The organism is Catalinimonas alkaloidigena, from assembly GCF_029504655.1.
Classification (GTDB): Bacteria; Bacteroidota; Bacteroidia; order Cytophagales; family Cyclobacteriaceae; genus Catalinimonas; species Catalinimonas alkaloidigena.
Genome location: NZ_JAQFIL010000001.1, coordinates 348,861 through 370,927 on the forward strand (window position 1 = coordinate 348,861; position 22,067 = coordinate 370,927).

At 42.6% G+C, this 22,067-nt stretch carries 20 protein-coding genes; 18 read left to right on the plus strand and 2 right to left on the minus strand.

Going from position 1 to position 22,067, the window contains the following annotated elements; genetic code table 11:
* Nucleotides 1-137 precede the first annotated feature (137 nt).
* From OKW21_RS01430 to OKW21_RS01465, 8 genes are all read left to right on the plus strand, one after another.
* A complete protein-coding gene (locus OKW21_RS01430; protein WP_277476583.1) occupies nucleotides 138-989 on the plus strand; it encodes a sugar phosphate isomerase/epimerase family protein in 852 nt (283 codons plus the stop codon).
* A 100-nt stretch (nucleotides 990-1,089) separates the two neighbouring features.
* Nucleotides 1,090-1,827, plus strand: coding sequence for a subclass B1 metallo-beta-lactamase (bla, locus tag OKW21_RS01435; protein WP_277476584.1), 738 nt, complete (start codon nucleotides 1,090-1,092; stop codon nucleotides 1,825-1,827).
* Between the two features lie 147 nt (nucleotides 1,828-1,974).
* Nucleotides 1,975-5,271 carry a S41 family peptidase gene (locus OKW21_RS01440; protein WP_277476585.1) on the plus strand — a complete coding sequence of 1,099 codons (3,297 nt, stop codon included), beginning with the start codon at nucleotides 1,975-1,977 and terminating at the stop codon, nucleotides 5,269-5,271.
* A 141-nt stretch (nucleotides 5,272-5,412) separates the two neighbouring features.
* Nucleotides 5,413-6,342: a polysaccharide deacetylase family protein gene (locus OKW21_RS01445; protein ID WP_277476586.1), complete on the plus strand. Its 930-nt coding sequence runs from the start codon at nucleotides 5,413-5,415 to the stop codon at nucleotides 6,340-6,342.
* A gap of 109 nt (nucleotides 6,343-6,451) precedes the next feature.
* Nucleotides 6,452-7,162 carry a 3-keto-disaccharide hydrolase gene (locus OKW21_RS01450; protein ID WP_277476587.1) on the plus strand — a complete coding sequence of 237 codons (711 nt, stop codon included), beginning with the start codon at nucleotides 6,452-6,454 and terminating at the stop codon, nucleotides 7,160-7,162.
* A 113-nt stretch (nucleotides 7,163-7,275) separates the two neighbouring features.
* The gene (locus tag OKW21_RS01455; protein WP_277476589.1) at nucleotides 7,276-7,860 is read left to right on the plus strand and encodes a Crp/Fnr family transcriptional regulator; all 585 of its coding nucleotides are present in this window, start codon (nucleotides 7,276-7,278) and stop codon (nucleotides 7,858-7,860) included.
* Nucleotides 7,861-7,986: 126 nt separating this feature from the next.
* Nucleotides 7,987-8,169, plus strand: a complete 183-nt coding sequence (locus tag OKW21_RS01460; protein ID WP_277476590.1) for a hypothetical protein — start codon at nucleotides 7,987-7,989, stop codon at nucleotides 8,167-8,169.
* A 59-nt stretch (nucleotides 8,170-8,228) separates the two neighbouring features.
* Nucleotides 8,229-8,378, plus strand: a complete 150-nt coding sequence (locus OKW21_RS01465; protein WP_277476592.1) for a hypothetical protein — start codon at nucleotides 8,229-8,231, stop codon at nucleotides 8,376-8,378.
* A gap of 56 nt (nucleotides 8,379-8,434) precedes the next feature.
* Here the strand turns inward: OKW21_RS01465 and OKW21_RS01470 are convergent, their stop codons facing one another.
* Nucleotides 8,435-9,379, minus strand: a complete 945-nt coding sequence (locus OKW21_RS01470; RefSeq protein ID WP_277476593.1) for a putative phage abortive infection protein — start codon at nucleotides 9,377-9,379, stop codon at nucleotides 8,435-8,437.
* Between the two features lie 549 nt (nucleotides 9,380-9,928).
* Here OKW21_RS01470 and OKW21_RS01475 point away from each other — a divergent pair.
* From OKW21_RS01475 to OKW21_RS01485, 3 genes are all read left to right on the plus strand, one after another.
* Nucleotides 9,929-10,366, plus strand: coding sequence for an SRPBCC domain-containing protein (locus tag OKW21_RS01475; protein WP_277476594.1), 438 nt, complete (start codon nucleotides 9,929-9,931; stop codon nucleotides 10,364-10,366).
* 162 nt (nucleotides 10,367-10,528) lie between these two features.
* Nucleotides 10,529-13,645 carry a tyrosinase family protein gene (locus OKW21_RS01480; protein ID WP_277476596.1) on the plus strand — a complete coding sequence of 1,039 codons (3,117 nt, stop codon included), beginning with the start codon at nucleotides 10,529-10,531 and terminating at the stop codon, nucleotides 13,643-13,645.
* Between the two features lie 267 nt (nucleotides 13,646-13,912).
* Nucleotides 13,913-15,901: a cation:proton antiporter domain-containing protein gene (locus OKW21_RS01485; RefSeq protein ID WP_277476597.1), complete on the plus strand. Its 1,989-nt coding sequence runs from the start codon at nucleotides 13,913-13,915 to the stop codon at nucleotides 15,899-15,901.
* A gap of 1,120 nt (nucleotides 15,902-17,021) precedes the next feature.
* Here the strand turns inward: OKW21_RS01485 and OKW21_RS01490 are convergent.
* Entirely contained in the window at nucleotides 17,022-17,435 is a 414-nt protein-coding gene (locus tag OKW21_RS01490) for a hypothetical protein (protein WP_277476598.1), read from the minus strand.
* 361 nt (nucleotides 17,436-17,796) lie between these two features.
* Here OKW21_RS01490 and OKW21_RS01495 point away from each other — a divergent pair, with 361 nt between their 5' ends.
* From OKW21_RS01495 to OKW21_RS01525, 7 genes are all read left to right on the plus strand, one after another.
* Nucleotides 17,797-18,036, plus strand: a complete 240-nt coding sequence (locus OKW21_RS01495) for an AbrB/MazE/SpoVT family DNA-binding domain-containing protein (RefSeq protein WP_277476599.1) — start codon at nucleotides 17,797-17,799, stop codon at nucleotides 18,034-18,036.
* Nucleotides 18,033-18,356 (plus strand): type II toxin-antitoxin system PemK/MazF family toxin, encoded by a 324-nt coding sequence (locus OKW21_RS01500; RefSeq protein WP_277476601.1) that lies wholly within the window; start codon nucleotides 18,033-18,035, stop codon nucleotides 18,354-18,356. Before OKW21_RS01495 ends, OKW21_RS01500 begins: the two co-directional genes overlap by 4 nt.
* An 85-nt stretch (nucleotides 18,357-18,441) precedes the next feature.
* The gene (locus OKW21_RS01505) at nucleotides 18,442-19,281 is read left to right on the plus strand and encodes a helix-turn-helix domain-containing protein (protein ID WP_277476603.1); all 840 of its coding nucleotides are present in this window, start codon (nucleotides 18,442-18,444) and stop codon (nucleotides 19,279-19,281) included.
* A gap of 89 nt (nucleotides 19,282-19,370) precedes the next feature.
* Nucleotides 19,371-19,925 (plus strand): YbhB/YbcL family Raf kinase inhibitor-like protein, encoded by a 555-nt coding sequence (locus tag OKW21_RS01510; RefSeq protein ID WP_277476604.1) that lies wholly within the window; start codon nucleotides 19,371-19,373, stop codon nucleotides 19,923-19,925.
* 338 nt (nucleotides 19,926-20,263) lie between these two features.
* Nucleotides 20,264-20,416, plus strand: coding sequence for a hypothetical protein (locus OKW21_RS01515; protein ID WP_277476606.1), 153 nt, complete (start codon nucleotides 20,264-20,266; stop codon nucleotides 20,414-20,416).
* A 274-nt stretch (nucleotides 20,417-20,690) separates the two neighbouring features.
* The gene (locus OKW21_RS01520) at nucleotides 20,691-21,302 is read left to right on the plus strand and encodes a Tll0287-like domain-containing protein (protein ID WP_277476607.1); all 612 of its coding nucleotides are present in this window, start codon (nucleotides 20,691-20,693) and stop codon (nucleotides 21,300-21,302) included.
* 151 nt (nucleotides 21,303-21,453) lie between these two features.
* On the plus strand, nucleotides 21,454-21,975 hold the full coding sequence (locus OKW21_RS01525; protein ID WP_277476609.1) for a hypothetical protein: 522 nt from the start codon (nucleotides 21,454-21,456) through the stop codon (nucleotides 21,973-21,975).
* Nucleotides 21,976-22,067 lie beyond the last annotated feature (92 nt).

Sequence of the window (22,067 nt, forward strand, 5' to 3'; positions counted from 1 at the left end):
GGTAACCCTCAAAATTGTAAGGCATAGCATAGCTATTGTACGCAGGGACTATGCCTGTTCTCCATTTATTGAAAAAATTAAATTGGAAAATGTAGGGGGTTTCTTGTATTTTGGGGCAAACAAAAACACAACCTAAGATGAAATATACAAGAAAAGACTTTCTACAATTGCTGGGACTGGGTGCACTGGCAACAGCTACTGCTTCTACAGCTTATGCTACCCAGCCTTCTAAGTACAGTATTAAGCCTCATGCGGAGCCTCTTACACTGGGCGTTGCTTCTTACTCTTTACGGAGCCTTTCTTTGGAAGAGGCTATTGCAGTAGCCAACCGCCTGAAACTAGACGCTATCTCATTAAAGAGCATGCACCTGCCACTGGATAGCTCTCCTCAGCAAATTAAGGCTGCTGCCAAAAAAGTGAGAGATGCCGGATTGGATTTCTACGGAGCTGGTGTAATCTACATGAAGTCTCCCGGAGAAGTAGACAATGCTTTTGCATATGCCAAAGCAGCCGATCTGAAAATGATAATTGGCGTACCCAATTATGATCTTCTTCCCCAGGTGGAAGAGAAAGTAAAGGATACAGGCATTATGCTGGCAATTCATAATCATGGTCCGGGAGATGATGTGTATCCCAGCCCCGATAATGTGTATGAAAAGGTGAAAGATCTGGATAAACGTATCGGGCTTTGTATTGATATCGGCCATACTTTCCGTATTGGTCAGGACCCGGCAGCTAAAGCCAAGCAGTATGCAGAACGACTTTATGATGTGCATCTTAAAGATGTAGACAAAAGAGGCGCTGAAGGGGGGACATTGGAATTGGGGCGTGGCATCATGGACATTCCGGCCTTTCTGAAAGCCCTGCAAGAAATCAACTATACCGGAGTAGTAGGATTGGAGTATGAAAAAGATGGTGATGATCCCGTACCCGGACTGGCTGAGTCAGTAGGTTACACCCGTGGTGTTTTGTCTGCGCTCGATATATGATGATTATCGCTAAAGGAGTGGCTCAAGGCTGGCGAAAGTTATTATATTGGGCACTCCTTTAGTGCTATACATACATTATCTATTATTCAAGACAATATCTATGAGAAAGTTGTCAGTCATCACACTTTTATTTATTGCCATTCTTACCTTCCAAGCCCGGGGCCAAGCAGAAAAAATACATATTTCCGAAGATTTAGAAATCATTCCCCTCACCGATAAGAGCTTCATTCATGTTTCTTACGTGACCTACCCGTCTTTTGGGCGAGTGGCCTGTAATGGACTGCTGTATGTCAACGGAAACGAAGCCGTAGTGATGGATACGCCGCCCAATGACGAGATATCCGGACAGTTGCTGGATTGGATCTCTCAGAAATTTCCCGAAACCAAGGTCACAAGTGTGGTCATCAATCACTTTCACAGTGATTGCCTGGGAGGACTGGGCGCTTTTCATGAAGCCGGAGCTACATCTTATGCTTCCAGGCTTACCTGCAGCCTGGCCGGGCAGGATAATGCTGTAGTTCCGCAAAATTCATTTGCCAGAAAAAAGAAAATCAAAGTTGGTGACCAAGAGGTGGTTTGTAGATTTTTAGGAGAGGCGCATACGCGGGACAATATCGTGACCTGGCTTCCTGAAGAAGAAATCCTCTTCGGGGGGTGTATGGTCAAATCTGTGAATGCCACAAAAGGAAACCTTGAAGATGCTAATGTAGATGAGTGGGCAAGCACCATCAGCAAGGTAAAAAGAAAGTATAAAGAAGCTAAAACCATCATCCCGGGACATGGAGATGCAGGAGGCGTAGAGCTATTGGATTATACCATGCAGCTTTTTGCTTTATAGCAGCTTCCTGTTTCTCTAGGTGTGTCATCGCAAAAGGCTGGTTTTATTCAGTCTTTTTGTAAATTGATGGGTAAGCAACATTTCTAAAATTGTCTGCATACATTTTCGTCCAGACAAACTGATTATTTACCTAATAGTATCCAACAAATGACACAGCCCAAACCTTTGTTTAAGCTTGCTATGCTTTTTCTTGCCCTATGTACCAGCAAAGAAATCCTAGCACAGGAATCTCGCTTATTAAGAAACCCCGCCATCAGTAATGAGCATATCTCTTTTGCCTATGCCGGAGATATCTGGCTGGCAGATACTGATGGCTTCAATGTGCGTAGACTGACTACATTTCCCGGGGTGGAGTCTGAGCCCCACTTTTCACCTGACGGTCAGCAGATTGCTTTTACCGGTGAATACGATGGTAATACTGATGTGTTTGTCGTGCCGGTAGCCGGAGGAAGCCCTCAGCGGTTGACCTGGCATCCGGAAGATGATTTTGTGAGAGGATGGACAAAAGATAGTGAAGTCCTGTTTGCCTCGGGTCGTACACGCGTACCTTACCCTCTGCCAGACCAGTTATGGACAGTGAAGACTGACGGAAGTATGCCAGAGCAGTTCATCGTACCCCGGGCGGTGAATGGTAAGTTTTCTCCTAATGGCGATCAGTTTGTGTATGAAATGATCTTTCCCTGGGAGTCTGAGTTCAGAAACTATCGTGGGGGGCAGCTCACCCCTTTGCGCATCATGGATCTACAGTCTTATGATGTAAAAAAGTTGCCCTGGGACAACAGCCGGGACATAGATCCGGTATGGATGGGCGATAAGGTTTATTTCCTCTCCGATCGTGCGCAGGTCATGAATATCTGGGAATACGATACCCAGTCCAGAGCAGTAAAGCAGCTTAGCTTTTTTGAAAAATTTGATTGCAAAAACCTGGAAGGAGGCAATGCTACGCTCATCTTCGAGAACGGAGGTTATCTTCATACTCTGAATCCGGAAGGCGGTGAGCCTGAAAAGTTATCCATTGAGGTAGTTGGAGATTTCCCCTGGGCGCGTCCGCACTGGAGCAAGATAGAAGACTATGTGGATCATCTGTCTATTTCTCCTACCGGCAAAAGGGTAGCTATCTCAGCGCGTGGCGATGTTTTTACCGTACCGGCCGATAAAGGCAGCGTCAGAAATCTGACCAACACTTCAGGCGTTGCAGACAGACAGGTAGCCTGGTCGCCGGATGGTAAATATATCAGCTGGTTTTCCGATGAAGGAGGAGAATATCAGTTGGTAATCTCCGGTCAATACGGCAAGGAGAAGAGAAAAATTGAAATAGAACACCCAACCTTTTACTATCATCCCACTTGGTCGCCTGATTCCAAATACCTCAGTTTTTACAATGAGAACAGAACGCTGATGATTGTGGAGGTAGAAAGTGGAGCACTTACTGAAGTGGATAATGAAGGTTTTGCCCATCCCCAGCATGTAATCTACGGAGAATGGGCCCCTGACTCTAAGTGGTTAGCCTATACCAAACGCCTGAGCAATGAATACGCTGCGATTTTTGTTTATTCTCTGGATCAGCAAAAGTCTTTTCAGCTTACCGATGGGATGGCCGATTGCCAGATGCCTGCCTGGGATGCCAGTGGTAAGTACATTTACTTCACCGCCAGTACAGATTACGGACTTAATGTAGGCTGGCTGGATATGTCCTCTTATGATCACCCTGTCAACAGAGCTATTTACCTGGCTGTACTTTCCAAAGATGAGCCTTCGCCTTTATCACCGGAAAGTGATGATGAGCCAGTGGGAGAAGAGGAGAAAGAAGAAAAGGAAGAGGCTGAAAAAGACAAGAAAAAGAAAAGTGAGGAAGGTGAGGATCAGGCCGAAGAAAAAAAGGTGGAAGTGAAAATTGACTTTGAGGAACTACAGCAGAGAGTTGTGGCGTTGCCCGTACCGGTCAGAAGCTACACCCAACTGGAGGCTGCCAAAGAAGGTGTAATTCTCTATACCGAGCAGGTACCTCAGCAGGATGGCCTGAGCTTACATCGTTTCAGCCTGGAGAAAAGAGAGCCGGAAAAGATTACGGACGGTGTGCAGGGCTTTGAAATATCTGCGGATAAAAATAAATACCTCTATATGGCCTCAGGGAAGCAGTACATACTGTCTGATCCGTATGGCAAGCCTGATCCGGGAGAGGAAAAGCTCGATATCAGTAATGTAAAAATCAAAGTAGATCCGGCAAAAGAGTGGCAGCAAATCTTTAGGGAAGCATGGAGATACCAGAGAGATTATTTTTATGTAGACAATGTACATGGCCTGGACCTGGACTGGGCTTATGAAACCTATGCCCCCTGGATTGAAGATGTAAAGCATCGCTCTGATCTCAACTATGTGCTGGATATTTTTGGTGGAGAAACCTCTATCGGCCACTCCTTCGTGGGTGGAGGTGATTATCCCGATGTGGATCGTGTACCGCTAGGTTTGCTGGGCGCGGATTATACCATTGAAAACAACCGCTACCGGATTCAGAAAATCTATAGCGGGGAAAGCTGGAACCCGCAGATCAAAGCACCATTAAGTGCCCCGAGTAGCAATGTCAACGAAGGCGATTATCTGCTGGCAGTAAACGGGGTGGAACTGGATGCTTCTCAAAACCTTTTCTCTGCTTTTGACCAAACCGCCGATCAACAAATTTTCATTACTGTCAACAGTACTCCCAGCATGGAAGGCGCCAGAGAATTAACGGTTGTTCCGGTTTCCAACGAACATCTGCTAAGACAATATGACTGGGTAGAAGGCAACCGCAGGAAAGTGGATGAATTATCTGATGGACAACTGGCCTACGTCTGGCTGCCCAATACTGGTGGTGGAGGTTATGCCAATTTCAACCGCTATTACTTTGCCCAGAAAGACAAAAAAGGTGCTGTCATAGACGAGCGTTTCAATCAGGGCGGTTCTATTGCCGACTATATCGTAGACTTGCTGGCCCGTGATCTTTTGGGGTATTTCAACAATCCTATCGGAGATCGTCAGCCCTTTACCGCACCCAATGGGGGCATCTGGGGCCCCAAGGTGATGGTCATCAACGAAATGGCAGGTTCTGGTGGCGATATGATGCCCTATATGTTCAAGATGAGAGATATAGGTCCGCTGGTAGGTACCAAAACCTGGGGTGGGCTGGTAGGTATCTGGGATGTACCACAGCTGATTGATAACGGTAGGATCACCGCTCCGCGAGGAGGTTTTTACAATCTGGAAGGGGAGTGGGATGTGGAAAACATTGGAGTAGCACCAGACATAGAGGTAGAACAGGGTGTTAGATCAGTCATTGAAGGCCATGATCCTCAACTGGAAAAAGCAGTGGAAGTTGCTCTGGAGCTACTTGAAGAAAATCCGGTAGAATTACTACCTCAGCCAGAAGATCCGGTACGCGTTGTTCAGCCTTCTTCAGAAAGATAAATCAGTTTTTGTGAAATTATGCCTGTGATTTGTAGAACGACTCTCAAAAGTCGTTCTACTATTTTATAGAAGCCACATTTTTGTTATCCAATCATATCTCTCCTTATATTGCCTGCTTGATTCACAACATAAACCCAAAAAATGAAAAACTATTTGTTCCTTTGTATACTGTTTACTTCTATTGCTTCATTCGCCCAGACCAAAGAAGTCTGCTTTACTATTGATGACTTGCCAGTCGTGAATTATGGCAATAATGACGAAGCTTATCTGCAGGACATTACCCATAAGCTCATCGCTACTTTTGATGCATATGATATCCCCGCCATCGGCTTCGTAAATGAAAGCAAGCTTTATCAGCAAGGCGGCTTAAGCGCTTTGCAGATAGAGCTACTGGAGCATTGGCTGGAAAATGGATATCAACTGGGCAATCATACCTACTCTCATATCAATTACCATCAGACGAGCTTTAAGGAATATACCGCTGAGATTTTGAAGGGTGAAGAAGTCACTAAGCCTTTATCGGAGAAGTATGCGCTGGAATACAATTACTTTCGTCATCCTTTTCTACGAGTAGGTTTAACCAAAGCCAGACATGATTCTTTAAATCATTTCCTGGAGCAACATGGCTATCAGGAAGCGCCGGTCACCATAGACAATGATGACTACTTATTCGCTAAAGCTTACCATGTCTCCTTTACGAAGAAAGATCTGACAATGATGAAAAAGATTGGGGAAGACTATATCAGCTATATGGAAGATAAGGTAGAGTTTTATGAAAAGCTTTCCGGTCAGTTGTGGGACAGAAACATCAAACATATTCTGTTGCTGCATGCCAACAAACTCAACGCGGAATACCTGGATGAACTGGCTGAGATGTATCAGCGCCATGGCTATGCTTTTATTTCCCTTCAGGAAGCACTGACTGACGAAGTATACAAGGAGGAAATCAGCCGCTACGGAGACTGGGGCATCTCCTGGATCGACCGCTGGGCACTGACCAAAGGTAAGAAAGGAGATTTCTTCGCCGGAGATCCGGTTACGCCTGAATATGTACAGGAACTGGCGCAATAAAAAGAGTGGTATTCATTCCGGTAAAGGTACTTTATACTTGTTGAAGATTAATTTTTTGCTCATTTTGAACGCATTGTCATACATATCACGTCCAGCAAATATCAAAATAATGATCTGCAAACCATTCCTTATCATTTTTTCTCTTCTACTCAGTCTAAACTTTGTAAATGCACAGTCTGAGGAAGTTCTCCAGTTCAGACCGCTCTTCAATGGCGAAGACCTGAGTGGCTGGGTGGATGTGAATACTTCGCCCGAAACCTGGAAAGTAGAAGATGGCGTACTCATCTGTTCCGGCCTGCCTATCGGTGTGATGCGTACTGATCGTCAGTACGAAAACTTTATCCTGGAAATTGAATGGAGGCATATGGAAGCCGGAGGAAACTCAGGGGTTTTCGTCTGGAGCGAGGGCACACCCTTTGAAGATGACCCCCTCACCAAAGCCATAGAAGTGCAGATGCTAGAGCTGGAATGGGCTGAGCAGCACAATCAAACCGACGCCTATGTACACGGCGAGCTTTTTCCTACCATGGGCATGACCGCTATTCCCGATAACCCACGAGGTATCCGTAGCAAATCCATTGAGAAGAGATGCAAAGGCAAGGGAGAGTGGAATAAATATGTAGTGGTATGTGTGGATGGCACAGTCAAACTATCGGTCAATGGAAAATTTGTGAACGGCCTCCGGGCCTCGGAACGTAAAAAAGGCTATATCTGCCTGGAAGCCGAAGGTGCGGAGATTCATTTTCGTAACATCAGAATTATGGAACTGCCTCCGGGAGTGACTACCGCTGCTCAAACTGCTCCTGTGGTAGGTGAATAGGACATGAAACAAAATAGTAAAAAAAAGAAGCAGTACATGAATCTTAGGAGGAGGATGATCCCTTATCTCTGTTGAAAGATTGTCAGCTTCATTAAGTTCTAGAACGCTATGCTATGATCTTTGACAACTTCTGGACATTTACCGATCAGTTTGTTTCCTTTTCCAGGCAGGAAAAAGAGCAGATCAAACGTCAGTTGAGCATCCGAGATGTGCCCAGACATCATGTGCTGATCAATACGGGTGAGGTGGCAGATGAAATATTCTTCATCAACAAAGGATGCGTACGCCTCTATTACCTTACCAATGAGGGCGAGGAAATTACCGGCTTTATCTTTCTGGAAAATATGATGGCAGGTTCTTCCGAAAGCTTCTTCTCTCAGATTCCCGGCACACAAATTATAGAAACTTTAGAGGAGTGTGAGCTGCTGGTACTTACCTATGAGAAATTGGAGCAGCTTTATACTGATGTACCCAGAATGAACATACTCGTTAGAAAGATATTGGAACAAAGGATGGCTTTTGCGCAGAAAGTGGTGGCTTCCCTCATCATCAACAAGCCCCAGGACAGATACTCCAGCTATCAGCAATTACATCCCGGCCTGGAGAACCGTATTCCTCAACACGTATTGGCGAGTTACATGGGCATCACCCCGGTATCGTTAAGCAGAATTCGGAAGAGATTAAGTAAAGGGGAGTGATTTTTACCAATAATATCAAGAATAAAAACATGTCAATGACACACTCGTGACAAACTGTGAAAATGAAGCATTAAAGAGATTTGTTAGCTTAGAGAATTATAGCGATTTTAGTTAAAATGTATGCTTATGGAAGGGATTAAGAAAAAATATATAGTTGACGAAAACCAAAAGAAGATAGCAGTACAAATTGATATTGCTGATTTTGAAAAAATAGAGCAAATTCTTGAAGATTATGCGCTGGGTCAATTGATGAAAGAAAATGACGCTTCAGAAAATTTGGATTTTGGAGCAGGCCAAAAAGTTCTATAATCAATTAGATAAAGCGTAACTAAGTGACAATCAGGGTCAATAAGAAGTTTTTAAAGGATTTGGCAAAGATTCCAGCCAATGAGCGGCAAAAGATTGAAGTCTTTGTTTTTGAAGAAAGTGAAAAGATCAAATCTCTGGAAAAGGACTATCTTATTCAGGTAGAAAATTTGGAAGTATTTGAGGAGATCGTATCTATTACTGAACTCTGATAGGGCGAAAATCATGTCAAGCTACGATTTCATCCAGAAGGAACATATCTGAAGTATCATACCTGCATCCTTGCTAATGGTACTAAATAAGCATATAAGGTTCTATCTTTTACATGATTATGTAAATCTAAATCTGTTATTTTATCAAATATATTGTAATGATCGGCAATCGCTAAAAAGTTTTTATATCCATGATTAATAGCTAAAGAATAGTAAAATAAAATTACAAGCTCATGAGTTGTTATTTGTGATATAAAAATGTTTCTGTAGAATTTATATTCAGTAGGGTATATTGATTCTAGTTTTTTGATGTACTTAAGGATTTCAAAAATTGTGTTAATATAATCCGTAAAAGTCTCTGAGTGATCTCTGATAAAATTATCAATAACCTCATCCATAACTCTTTTCCAGGCTGTGTTCTGATTTATTAATCGGTATTTTTCTTGATTGAAATGCCAAGTAGCCTCAATTCTATCTTTTAAACTTTCATTAGCTAATTTAAATACTTCTTTACCACTGTAGGATGCAGCACCCTCTCTAAAAATAACATTTCTAGAAATTTCACCATATGTATCCAGCAATTTAAAAAATACGTTTTCGTAGTTTTGCTTTATTAAAGTTTCATTTTGAGACTCCATTTCTTGTCTAGTAAGCCTGAGTTCTTCCTTTTGGCTTAAGTATGTCAGAAAAACTAAGAAAACTGCAACACCTGAAAAAATAGTCCCAACAAATCCACCTAAAAAAGTGCCAAATCCAGAGATAGTTTCATTATCAATTTCACCCTCAAAATCAATTAAACCCTGCTTGTAATAAATGAAAATTGTAACTCCAATTATAGCAAACATTGCTAACATAAATGCGATAAAGTAGTATACGAGCAAACCTTTCAAGGACTTAGCCATTACACTGTTTATCTCCTTTACAACTTTTGACCATTTATATTCTTTGGCATTTTCATTAAATTCTACCTTGCCTGTTTTTTTATTGAGTTTGATTTCCACCTGGTTTTTGATTAAGTGCTGCTAGTAAATAACTACAATCACAATTAATTTTCAAAGTGATATCGAACACCAAAATACGCCGCTGTCCGTTCCCGCCGTTCAAAATTTAACCAGTAAGATTTGCTTTTACTTTAAATGTCGATGTTGCAAAAACGCAGAATCACTCTCAAAACTTCAATAACATCAACAGTAAAAACGATCTTGATTATTAAACTAATAATCACTTTGCCTGGGGAATTATTATCCCCTTCTCCTCTTAACATAATTAATATGTTTTTTCCAATGCCAACAGCCCCACTGTGCTGGCTTCCAAATGTTAATACGTGATATTTTGAAAAAATGTTAAACTATAATGGGAGGTTATTTGCTTACCAAAAACTGAAAGAATAAATACACCATGCATGGTATTAAATCTGTAATCTTAAGTAGATTAGAAAAGTCCATTTTAAAATAGATCTCTAGCCAAACCTAAAAGCTATTTTTCTTTACAATTGTTAATGGAATAGACTGCGAATCAGATGAACTTTGGGGAAACAAAATGTAGAAATCATGAAAGAACTCAAAACTGAAATCATCCTGAATGCCCCTAAAGAACAAATCTGGAAAGTACTTACCGACTTCCAGAATTACCCCTCCTGGAATCCTTTTATCGTCTCTATTGAAGGCAAACCCCTACTGCATAGTCAGCTCAAAAATACCCTGATGAGCAAAGGTAAGCCTATGGTTTTTACTCCCACCGTCACCCGCCTGGAAGAGAACCGTATTTTTGAGTGGCTAGGCTCAGGTTTATTAGGTACCTTTAAAGGAAGGCATTACTTCATCCTGGAAGACATAGGAAACGGACAAACCAAACTTATCCACGGCGAAAAATTCAGTGGCTTACTTAGCGGTCCCATCCTGAAAATGATAGGCGACGAGACTTTGCTCAACTTCCAGCGCATGAACAAGGCCTTGAAAGAGAGAGTAGAACAGCAGCTAGCTGTGTAAATACTGCTAGGTGTATAAATAAGTGTAAGACATCATTTGAGATAATGCTAAATTAGCGAAAGGTTACATTAGGACTTTTAGGGTGACTAAATAGCGTTGACTTTATCCCCTGAGCTATTGCTCAGTCAAAGTATATTTATGGTAACACAACCTTAAAAAGCTATGAACTGTCGTAAAAATGTCAGTCGGATGACCGACGCTGAAAAAACAGCCTATGTCAATGCCGTATTGGCCCTCAAAGCTACTCCTATCATAGAGGCTGATCAGCCTGCTGCCTGGGCAGATGGTGCCAGAAATCGTTATGATGTATATGTATGGGTACATTTACAGGTGATGGACGGAGCTCATAAAGGCTCAGCTTTTCTACCCTGGCACCGGGAGTTCCTCCGGCAATTTGAACTGGAACTACAGGATGCCTCGGGAAACCCCAAGCTAACGATTCCCTACTGGGATTGGATAGACTACAGAGATGAAGGAGATAACAGTCCTGATCCTGATGGTACTGGAGCCGGTTATCCACTGACGGCTAATTTTATGGGAGGCATGGGCACCGGAGCTGATAATCGGGTAGAAACCGGAGCTTTTGCCGAAAGCGCGGGCTGGGAGCTTAATGTCATTACCGGCAACCCTAGTGGCAATGCCCGGGATGATACCACTTATTTGCGTCGGGCCGGTACCGCAAGCCCAAATTTCCTGCCTGGTAGTACCACTCAAAATGCTTGCCTTTCTACGAGTGATTATGATCAGTCTCCTTTTAATGAACCCAATTATGGTTCAGGAGGAATCAGTCCGGCTGAACAGGCAGAAATTGATGCCAGCTTTCGCAAGAAACTGGAATGGGGGCTGCATAATGGTCCTCACCTAGGAATAGGAGGAAATATGATCCCTATGACTTCTCCCAATGACCCGATATTCTTCCTTCACCATTCTAATGTAGACAAGATATGGGCAGTCTGGAGTCATATTAACCCTTCCGGATTTTCCAATTTCCAGCCCAATGCGGGTGCGCCGGGTCATAGTTTGAATTCTATCATGGCCATGCTGGACCAGACCTTTTTTAACCATCCGGTAAAACCCACACCTAATGAGTTATTGGATCATCGTGATCTGGGTTATATGTACGATACGGATTTGCCGGTAGTCACCCCTTCCAGCATGTCTATTAACTATGGACAGGTGCCGGAAAATACAGTGACCTATGGATGGGTGGAGTTTACCATCACCACCTGCCGAAAAGTCACTTTCAGCATTACCGGCCTGGGAGGAGATGCCGCTTTTCAGGTACCTGATCATATTATGCCCTATGAAGTAGAGGTAGACCCTAATGATGGGGAAGAGCAAACGATAAAGGTTTTTGTGAAGCTGGACACAGCTACAGGCCTGGGTAATAAGAATGGTATGGCAACCATCTCCGCGATTGTTGATGACGAAGAGGGCTACTATGGTCCGGAAGGAAATGAATTTACTGCCCAATCCTGGGATATCAATTTGTCTGCCAATGTGCAGGAGCGGGAAAAGTCCGCCATCTGCCTGGTACTGGATAAGTCAGGAAGTATGTCCAATACCGATGGGACCAGCCTCAGCCGTTTTGAAATGCTGGAAACCGCTGTAGACGTAGTACGCGATATTATGCTGCCCGACGATGGCATCGGCATGGTCTATTACGATACCAATGAAAACCGCCTCTTCGGCATTACCCAGATGTCGGCGGGAGGAAGTACCAATGTCAGCAATGCGCTGAGCGACCCGGCACTGAACCCCGGAGGTGATACGGCCATAGGTAAAGGGATGATAGAAGGAGCCGACGTGCTGGGCGATGAGATCAACCTTGCCGCTACGCCTTATGATAACTTTGCCATGCTGGTGATGAGTGATGGCAATCAGAATGTCTCTCCCTATGTAGGCACTCCGCCGGTAAACACGGCCATTACCGATATCAGCAGCGATGTATATGCCATAGGCTTGGGAGTACAAGGCTCAGTAAATGACGCTGTGCTGGGAGAAATCTCTAATTACCAACTGATTACCGGCAATATGACTGCCGATGAGCGTCTGTTTCTGCTGACTCATTATTTCGTGCAGATACTGGCTGATGTCAGCAACAATGATATTGTGGTTGACCCTATGGGCAGGCTGTTTTTCGGTCTTAAACATGAGATAGACTTTCACCTCAACGAAGCGGATATCTATGCCGATGTGATCATACTTTCACCTTTTGCGCCCCTCATTACTGCTTCTATCATTACCCCTGCCGGTGATGTGATACAGGGTAGTGGGGGCAATACCCAGCACAAGGTCAATATGAATGATCAACTCTACAGGATTACCTTGCCAGCCATTCCCGCGCAAGCCATAGGCTCACATGCAGGTAAGTGGAAGGTAGTGCTGGAACTATCAGCAGAGAAGGTCAGGGAAATATGGAAAGAAATTGCTGAAAACAATCAGGATCTGTTAAAACAGCTTAGTGAATATCAGTCGGTACCCTATAGTGTAATTGTACAGTCCTATACTGATCTTAATTTTGCCGCTGCCGTAGACCAGACCTCCAATGTAGCGGGAGCGAAGATCAATCTGTCAGCTACCATCAGGCAGTACAATGTGGCGATTGAAGGTGAAGTAAAAGCAGAGGTTAGCTATCCCAATGGCATCAAGAAAACATTAAAGTTAGATTCCCAGGGGGAGGGTAGCTATGCTACTGATTTTGAGGGAGATCACTCCGGTTTATACCAGATCAGGTTCAAAGCATCAGGCAATTCCATGTCCGGTAATGCATTTACCCGGGAGGCGGTACGTACGGTCTCTCTTTACAGAAGCGAACCTGTTCCTCCTATCAAGGAGGATGATGGAAGAGGAAGCGGCGATGCTTTGTGCAAAATTGCAGACTGTTTTTTAAGTGATAAGGGTATCATGGCATTGCTGAAAAAGCATGAGATTGATGCCCGGCGATTACGTGAATGTCTAAAGAAACATTGTATGGATCAGGAAAGAAATGATAAGCGGATAAGTGCTACGGCAGCGGGGCGGGAAAAAACCGCTGACAGCAGGCTCTCAGCTCAGGTGAAAGCAGTGGTATCCAATACAGATATTGAAAAGATTATCCTAACTGCACCGGAGATCAAAAAAATCCCCCCTCATAAGCCCAATATTCCAAAGCATAGCAAAGAGCATTTGTGGATGCCGGTACCTCCTGCCATTCGCATTGACGAAAACGGAAATATTGAGCTGATAGATTTTGACAAAGAGAATAAGGAAAAGAAAAAGACGAAAAAGAAAAAGTAAGTCATTATACAAGCAGGCAGTGTGATGCTTAGGGCATTATCACTGCCTTTTCCTTGAAAGATGTAATTACTGTTGACAACTGGCACTTCAGCCCTTTGGCATAGAGCGTATTCTTTCAATATTATCCTGCATATGAAGGTCATTGCCTCAGGCCTGATCAGCTAAGCACTTGCCACATACCGGAAATAGGTGAATTTTTTCACAGGCATCAGTTGGTACTCATTTCCGCTTTTTTCATCTTAGTACAGCAAAGATTTTTTTTAACTTATGGAAATACCTCTACTTACCGATATCATCATCATCCTAGGCGCGTCTGTATTCGTGATTTATCTCTTCCAGCGCCTCAACCTGCCTACCATTTTAGGCTATCTGATGACAGGTATCATCGCCGGGCCCTACGTGCTGGCATTGATTACTGCCTCTCATGAGATAGAAGTCATGGCAGAGATAGGGGTGATACTGCTGCTCTTTATCATCGGTATGGAGTTCTCGCTGAAAAGCCTGGCAGCCATCAAAAACAGCGTCCTGATCGGGGGAGCGGTACAGGTGGGGCTGACCATCCTCATCACTGCCCTGATCGCCATGTGGACTGGTTTTACAATGAACAAAGCTATCTTTCTGGGTTTTGTGTTTTCACTGAGTAGTACCGCCATCGTCCTTAAGCTTTTGCAGGAGAGAAATGAAGTCAACAGCCCGCATGGCAAGGTAGCGCTGGCAGTGCTGATCTTTCAGGACATCATCGTAGTCCCCATGATGTTGCTTACCCCTATTTTGTCCGGAAATGGAGGAGACATCTGGATTACCCTGGGAGAACTACTGCTTAAAGCAGGAGGAGTTATCGTAATTGTATTGTTCGGGGCTCGTTATCTTATTCCTTTCCTGCTGCACGAAGTTGCCAAGACCAAAAGTCGGGAGCTGTTCATTCTGTTTATCGTGGTCATCTGCTTTGCCGTAGCCTGGGCTACCTCCAGCATTGGCCTTTCCCTGGCACTGGGTGCTTTCCTGGCCGGGCTGATCATTTCAGAGTCCGATTACAGCTATCAGGCCACCGGATTTATCATTCCTTTTCGCGAGATATTTACCAGCTTCTTCTTTGTATCTATTGGCATGCTGCTGGATGTAGTTTTTCTCCTGGACAATTTGCTTCTGATCCTGGGCATACTGGCTTTGGTCTTTGTATTCAAAACCCTGATTGCAGGCTCTGCGGCTTTTATCCTGGGCTATCCACTGCGTACCGCGGTGCTTACCGGTCTGAGTCTCTTTCAGGTAGGGGAATTCGCTTTTATCCTTTCTGATGTAGGGATTGAAAATGAGCTTCTTTCAGAGAACACCTATCAGTACTTTCTCTCGGTGTCCATACTCTCCATGGCCATTACCCCCTTTATCATCCAAAACTCAGGAAAAGTCACGCGGCTGTTTTCCAAAACTAACCTGCCCGATAAGATGCCGGTAAAGACAGGCAGTGGTGCCGGAGAGGAAATGGAAGAACTGATAGAAAAGCTGAAAGACCATACCATCATCATTGGCTACGGAGTCAACGGTAGAAATGTAGCGCAGGCGGCTAAATTCGCTAAAATTCCTTATGTTATTATAGAAATGAATGCCGAGACCGTAAGGCTGGAGCGTGCCAAAGGCGAGCCCATCCTGTTTGGCGATGCTACCAATCCTTTCATTCTGGAGCATGTGAAGGTATATAGTGCCCGGGTGGCTATCGTCGCTATTTCTGACCCTCCCGCTACCAAAGGAGTGGTGAGTAGCATAAGGACGATCTGCCCTACTGTTCATATGATCGTACGTACCAGGTTTATGTATGAGATGCGTGAGCAGCTTCAGTTGGGTGCCAGCGAAGTGATCCCTGAGGAATTTGAGACTTCCGTTGAGATTTTTACGCGGCTGCTCCACAAATACCTGGTGCCCCATGATGAGATTGAACGCTTTGTGCAAACTGTACGCTCCGACAATTACGAAATGCTAAGGCCAAGGGAGTTTGTCTATAAAGGTATTGCCGGAATCAATATTCCCAATATGAATATCTCTTCGCTGAGGGTACAGAACACCAATAAGGAGGTAGTAGGTAAAAAAATTGATGAGTCAAAAATTCGTTCCCGCTTCGGAGTTAATATACTGGCGATACAACGCGAGGATGACTACCTTGCTCACATTGAAGCCGATACTGAGATCAGGCAGGATGATATTCTCTTCCTGGCCGGTAAGCCCGAAGATATCTCCCGCTTTCATGAGTTGATCAAGGTGTAAAAGAAATAATGCTCATCGCATTGTTTATTCCGTAGCGCAGCGAGGAATTTCGGCCCGAGGGCTTTACCAGCTTGTTGGCAATTGATAAGCTGACCTTAAGTGGGGGCAAGATGCCTGACGGCATGACTGATGTTTTCAGACCAAGGTTTGTGTCTCACAAAGCTTCAAAGCCGTTGTGAAAAGATCAGCATTTGTGACCTATACTGCTTTGGCTTTCAGGCGAAGGGGGTACTTCAAAGCTTCACATTTGAAGTTCCGAACCTCAGTTTTGTACTTTAGAACTTCAAATCAATACTTTGGAAGTGCTCGGCTGAATGACCAGAGCGCAATGCCGGACTTCTATTCCTTAATGTTGATGTATAAGGCTTATAACTTGTTAGTGGGAAGATTACTTTTTAGTGATTTAGATTTGCGAGTTACAAATTCAGTGAGCAGGAGGAGTAAGTGTTTTTCTTTTTTGTCATCCTGAACGGGTAATTTACAAGACTCATTGATAAACTATGCGATTTAGTCACCCTCCTGTCATCCTGAATAGACAATAAACGAAATTCATTGATAAAGTGTATGACATACTTCCCCCTCCCTGTCATCAAGGAGGGAACTTTTAAAATTTGAAATGGAAAGTAATTTTCTTATAAAACGTTTTATATCCTTGATAGGAACTTTTTAGGGTTGATTACCAAGCTATCTGAGGATATAAACAAACTTTCTCAATAGCAGAAAGCCACAACTGAGAAGGTTGGTCAGTGAGTGGAGGGGAAGCATCAAAAGTATAGGAATAATGTTAAGATGGAGGACAATAAAGAACATCTATTTAATTCCTGAAGAGATTCTTATCAACTGTATAAATCTTTTAAGGCCAAAAATCAATATATACGCAGGTCTTAGCAAGGTCTTTCGGCATCGGCCGTCCGACAGGATGACAAAGCATAAACATATCGTACATCAATCAATGAACGACAATTTTATTGTATGTTCTGAATGACAAGACTGGATAAATTGGTCAATTGAAAAAAGGAAGGTTGGTAAAGAATAGTGAAGTGACACAAAGCTCAAAACCATAAAGTAGACAAAAGGTCTACCCTGCTATCCACCATTTACTTCTTCTGAAAACGCTGGCTCAAATCCTCAAAAATAGACTTAGCCCCGGTACATTCATTTTGCTGGCCTGTTTTACCGAATTGTAATAAGCCAGAGCCGCGGCATAGGCTTCGCTACCCGAAAGCATCATGGTATCGTCCAGATTTTTGCACAACTGCTCCACTTCGCGATACAGTCTACGTAGATCATCCACTGCCTGAATGTCAATTTCCATCTCATCTACCTGCAGGTAAGAAGGCGTAAACTCGGGATTGGATTTAGTATACTCCAGTACCTTTTCTACAAAAGGAATCGTCTTATCGCTCATCTTGGGCAGGGACTGATGCTCTGCGGGCTGGAGGGCAATGAGATAAGACTTTAAGAGCGCACTGATCTCCTGCAACTTTTTGGTAAGTGTCTTCTGATCCTCTTGTGGGATCTGGATAGACCACATTTTCGTTTGACATAATTTTTAAAATTTTGGTAAATAAAAAAACCTCCCGAAATGATGCTTTTCTCCCAAAGCAGAAAGTGATGAAAAGAAACGGACTTACGGAGATAAGGAAGAAAGAGGAATAGTGAAAGAATGGAATGTGTTCACAAGCATTTAATAAGCGTTTGCAAACGGATAAGTATAAAACACAGTAATTTTATATATTATCATTATAAAATTAATAAAAAGCCTTTATCTTGGAGTGGTATATGGGAAATAGCCGTATATATGCGCTATCCCGATGTTACCCTGCATTAAAATTTGAAAAGAACTTGGAACTTTATGTGCATGTAATTACATTGTAAATACAAAAGTATAAACTATGGAAGTTTCAATCATACAAATCGGCAACTCGAGAGGCCTTAGATTAAACAAATCAGTTCTTGATAAATATAATATTAAAGATAAAGTTGAGGTGATTTTGGAGGAAGGGCAGATAATTCTTCGTCCAATAGATACACCTAGAAAGGGTTGGAATGAAGCTTTCAAGGAAATGCATGAGAATCAAGATGACCAATTATTGTTAGATGATGTCTTTGAAGATGAAAGTTTTGAAGAATGAAAATAAATCAATATGCAATAGTTTTAGTTAATCTAGATCCGACAGTAGGAAGCGAGATAAAGAAAACTAGGCCATGTTTGATTATATCTCCCAATGAAATCAATGACAATCTTAGAACAGTTGTTGTCGCTCCAATGACTACTAAAAGTAAACCTTATCCTTCTAGAATAAGAGTGCGACATAACAATCAAACAGGTTGGGTAGTCATTGATCAGATACGAACGATTGATAAAAGTAGGATCATCAAAGTGTTAGGAAAAATTACAGCGAAAGAAATTAAAAGCTGTAAATCAGTGATCAAAGAAACATTTGTTGATTGAAAACGCAGGGTAACAATGCTCAGCGGGCATGCTTCGGCTAAAGCCTTCGCCGTCCGCTGCATTAGCCGATAGAGACAATTGAGCTTTGAAAACCGTTATTTTACCTGAAGACTTAATACCCTACGAAAAAGCAGATGTGCTTGCTTATGACTACAGGGCTCAGCAAGAGTCTACGAAGCAGCAAGTCGATCTTTCTATGAATACGTTTAGTTTTCTTATGGAAGGCTATAAGGAAGTTCACTCTGATATTAAGTCAACCGCTATTTCAAATACTGAATTTCTTTTAATGAAAGCAGGCAAATGCTTAATGACAGAGAAATTAACGGGAACGAATAATAGCTATAGAAGTGTCCTTTTCTTTTTTCCAAATGAAGCTGTTTTACAGTTTGTTAAAAAGTATTCTATTACACTTTCAAAAAATATTGAGAGAAAAACCATTCAACCCATTCCATTTGATCGGTACCTCCGCACCTTTGCTGAAAGTTTGACCTGTCTCGATCATCTGTCTTCATCAAATAGGCAGAGAGTACTTCAAGTTAAATTTGAAGAATTGATATTATACCTGATTGATAATTTAGGTCATAGCTTCTTAGAATCCTTGATAACGAGTGTCAATGACTATGACTTACATTTTCAGCAGGTAATTGAAAACAACAAGTTGAACAAATTGACATTGAATGAATTGGCTTTCTTATGCAATATGAGTTTGTCAACTTTTAAAAGAACCTTTGAAAAACAATATCGTGTTTCACCTAGCAAGTGGTTTCAGGAAAGAAGGTTAGAATACGCTGCTATTTTGCTGAAAAATGAAAGGAAACGCCCATCTGATATCTATCTTGAGGTAGGCTATGAATCACTAACCAACTTTATTCAAGCCTTCAAATCCAAGTACGGGGTGACTCCAAAACAGTTTCAATCAACTTGAACTTTTAGCAATACTTTCTGACCTAGTCGCATGCACTAATTGGTCTTCCGAACCATGAGCTTTGTAACATTATTTAAACACAAAGATTCATGAAAAAGACAATCTTATTAATCACATTCAGTATTATTTCACAAATAACATTCAGTCAGTCAACCTTTACCTTATCAAGTAAAGACCTAGGAGGACAGGCTACTTTAACAGAAGAGTTCAATGGTTTTGGGTGTGTAGGAGATAATAAATCGCCTCAGCTCTCATGGGAGAATGCACCCGAAGGAACCAAAAGCTTTGCAGTGACGATGTACGATCCGGACGCACCAACAGGTAGCGGATGGTGGCATTGGGTAATGTTTGACATTCCTTCCAATACCTATGAATTAGTAAGTGGTGCTGGAGATGTATCAACAAAACTAGCTCCCAAAGGTGCTATTCAAAGCATCACCAACTATGGTGCTAAAGGATATGGAGGGCCGTGTCCACCTGAAGGTCATGGTTTACATCAGTATGTTATTACCATCTATGCCTTGAAAACTGATAAGTTGGGATTAGATGAAAACACAAACCCTGCGGTTGTTGGATACTACCTGTGGAACAACACTATTGCAAAAGCTAGTATCGTAACTTACTACCAACGAGAAGCTAAATAAAAGTCTCTAACATATGATATAGCACGTGCCTCAACTGAGTTTATTTGAAACTGAAATGCAAAACCGGTATTTGAGTAGATACTTAAAAAAGCTCAGAGGCACGTGCCCTATCTGGACGTAGGGAAATGTAATGAGACTGCTAAGTTTGAAAGTAAATCTCAGCTTGTAAAGCGTTTGTCAACGCTGATGAAATAGCCAGAGGATTATCTCCTTTTCAAGCCGAGAAGACAGCGACAGAGGCAGGAAGATTAAGGTTGAAAAGGACCAATACGCTAATTGAATCAGGTGAGAACTTTGCTTTTGAAACTAGGCGGTCTACTAAAAGCTATGTATAACAGATGAATCAAGTTAAAAATAAAGCATTTCAAGTAACCCTTCCGTTTTTTTTGCTTCATTCATTTGACCTGGCTATTTCAAGAGTAAAAGATCGGGTAAAAGAAGATATGAAAGTATACGAAGAGAGTCTAAAAGTCTATCGTGATAATGTATAGTGTCATTGAAACCGCTAAAAAAGAAGGAGCGATTAAAAAGAAATTGAGATTAACAGGGAAATGAAGAAAGATAATCATCCTATTGAGCTGATTATAAATACACTGGACTGACAAAAGCACAGATAGAAAAATTATAAGCTCCTCAAGCATAATTTCCCACTGTGACATAAGTCACTTTTTCTTTCCTCTTTTTTTACGTCCTTAGGTATTGTAAGCAGCAGATTGTAAGTCTGCGGTGATAATGATGGTTTAGCTCAATTTTGAATACCTAAAGATGAAAAAGATAAGCCCACGCAAACTGTTCTTATTAAGTCCTGTGCTTCTGTTGCTAAGCTGTGGGGGAAGGAATGCAAATGAGCAAAGCGATACTGCTCAGCTCAGCACGCCAGAAGACACTGTTGATTATCTGGCCTTAGGACAGGAATATGCTGCCCAGACCCAGTCAGTCCTGGGTAAAAACCTGATGCAGGCTATCCAAAGTGAGGGAAGCGCCCATGCGGTAGACTTTTGTAATACCCGGGCCTATCCGCTCACCGATAGTATGGCGCAGGTGCTGAATGTTCATCTGAAAAGAGTTTCTGATCAGCCCCGGAATCCTGATAATGCCGCCGATGGTTCACAACTGCAATACATTAAGGCAGGCAAAGAGAAGCTGGCGCAGGGAGGGAAAGTAAGTCCTCAGCTACAGGAGTTTGATGGGAAAATGATCGCTTACTATCCTATTATTACCAACACTATGTGTCTGCAATGCCACGGTGACCCTAACCGCCAGATCAATCAGGAGACTTTGGCTAAGCTCAATACGCTTTATCCTGAAGATCAGGCGAAGGGCTATGCCGAAAATCAGCTGAGGGGAATATGGGTAGTGGAAATGGATAAGGAATAAGGTGTGGAGAGCGCTTTACCCTTTCAGGGGTTAAACTGCTGAAGGCCAATACGCTAAACTCAGTAAAAGCAGTGCAAAACATACATTTTGTCAAAGTAATACCTGTGATGAACTATATTGGTTTACATAATCACATTTAAACTCACAAGCTATGAGTACGATGCAAAGGTATTTTGAGCAGTTGGTGGATGACATACGGGAGTCGGCAAAAAATAAAGATCAGAATGTGCAGTTCAATATTCCCACGGACCTTTTGGAGGTACCGGAAGAATATGAACACCTAGAGGTAGAGCCGGCCCAGAAGGCCAGCGAATGGTTCAGGCTTTCACCGGAAATGTTCCCCCCTGCTGAGAAATGGACAGAAAGACAATTGCTCTACATGTGTGCAATCCTTCGTCAGCTTTATGAGCATTATAACATAATCGTAGAGTTACCATCTTATCTTCCTTACGATTTAGTGTACACTTATCTTCTGAAAGCCATGGATGTGTATATCACCTGCGACCAGGAGAGCTTGAATGACATTCGCTTTTGTGATGGAAAAGGCTACGAATGTCCTTTTGGAAAGCATTGTACCAATGAGGGAGAGTACCACTGCGATACCTGGGAGTTTGGACAGGACTGGGAGGGTTTCAGCGATCTGAAGTACATGGAAGACAATGATGAAGAATAATGCCTACAAAGTGTTGAATGGTGCATGATGATCCTATCCATCTCCGGATAAAAGTGCAGGGCTACTGAATGCAAAGGTAGTCAGAAAGCTAA

Coding starts and splice junctions, on each gene's coding strand:
- OKW21_RS01430 (WP_277476583.1), top strand. CDS start 138: ATGAAATATACAAGAAAAGACTTTCTACAATTGCTGGGACTGGGTGCA.
- bla (WP_277476584.1), top strand. CDS start 1,090: ATGAGAAAGTTGTCAGTCATCACACTTTTATTTATTGCCATTCTTACC.
- OKW21_RS01440 (WP_277476585.1), top strand. CDS start 1,975: ATGACACAGCCCAAACCTTTGTTTAAGCTTGCTATGCTTTTTCTTGCC.
- OKW21_RS01445 (WP_277476586.1), top strand. CDS start 5,413: ATGAAAAACTATTTGTTCCTTTGTATACTGTTTACTTCTATTGCTTCA.
- OKW21_RS01450 (WP_277476587.1), top strand. CDS start 6,452: ATGATCTGCAAACCATTCCTTATCATTTTTTCTCTTCTACTCAGTCTA.
- OKW21_RS01455 (WP_277476589.1), top strand. CDS start 7,276: ATGATCTTTGACAACTTCTGGACATTTACCGATCAGTTTGTTTCCTTT.
- OKW21_RS01460 (WP_277476590.1), top strand. CDS start 7,987: ATGGAAGGGATTAAGAAAAAATATATAGTTGACGAAAACCAAAAGAAG.
- OKW21_RS01475 (WP_277476594.1), top strand. CDS start 9,929: ATGAAAGAACTCAAAACTGAAATCATCCTGAATGCCCCTAAAGAACAA.
- OKW21_RS01480 (WP_277476596.1), top strand. CDS start 10,529: ATGAACTGTCGTAAAAATGTCAGTCGGATGACCGACGCTGAAAAAACA.
- OKW21_RS01485 (WP_277476597.1), top strand. CDS start 13,913: ATGGAAATACCTCTACTTACCGATATCATCATCATCCTAGGCGCGTCT.
- OKW21_RS01490 (WP_277476598.1), bottom strand. CDS start 17,435: ATGTGGTCTATCCAGATCCCACAAGAGGATCAGAAGACACTTACCAAA.
- OKW21_RS01495 (WP_277476599.1), top strand. CDS start 17,797: ATGGAAGTTTCAATCATACAAATCGGCAACTCGAGAGGCCTTAGATTA.
- OKW21_RS01500 (WP_277476601.1), top strand. CDS start 18,033: ATGAAAATAAATCAATATGCAATAGTTTTAGTTAATCTAGATCCGACA.
- OKW21_RS01510 (WP_277476604.1), top strand. CDS start 19,371: ATGAAAAAGACAATCTTATTAATCACATTCAGTATTATTTCACAAATA.
- OKW21_RS01515 (WP_277476606.1), top strand. CDS start 20,264: ATGAATCAAGTTAAAAATAAAGCATTTCAAGTAACCCTTCCGTTTTTT.
- OKW21_RS01520 (WP_277476607.1), top strand. CDS start 20,691: ATGAAAAAGATAAGCCCACGCAAACTGTTCTTATTAAGTCCTGTGCTT.
- OKW21_RS01525 (WP_277476609.1), top strand. CDS start 21,454: ATGAGTACGATGCAAAGGTATTTTGAGCAGTTGGTGGATGACATACGG.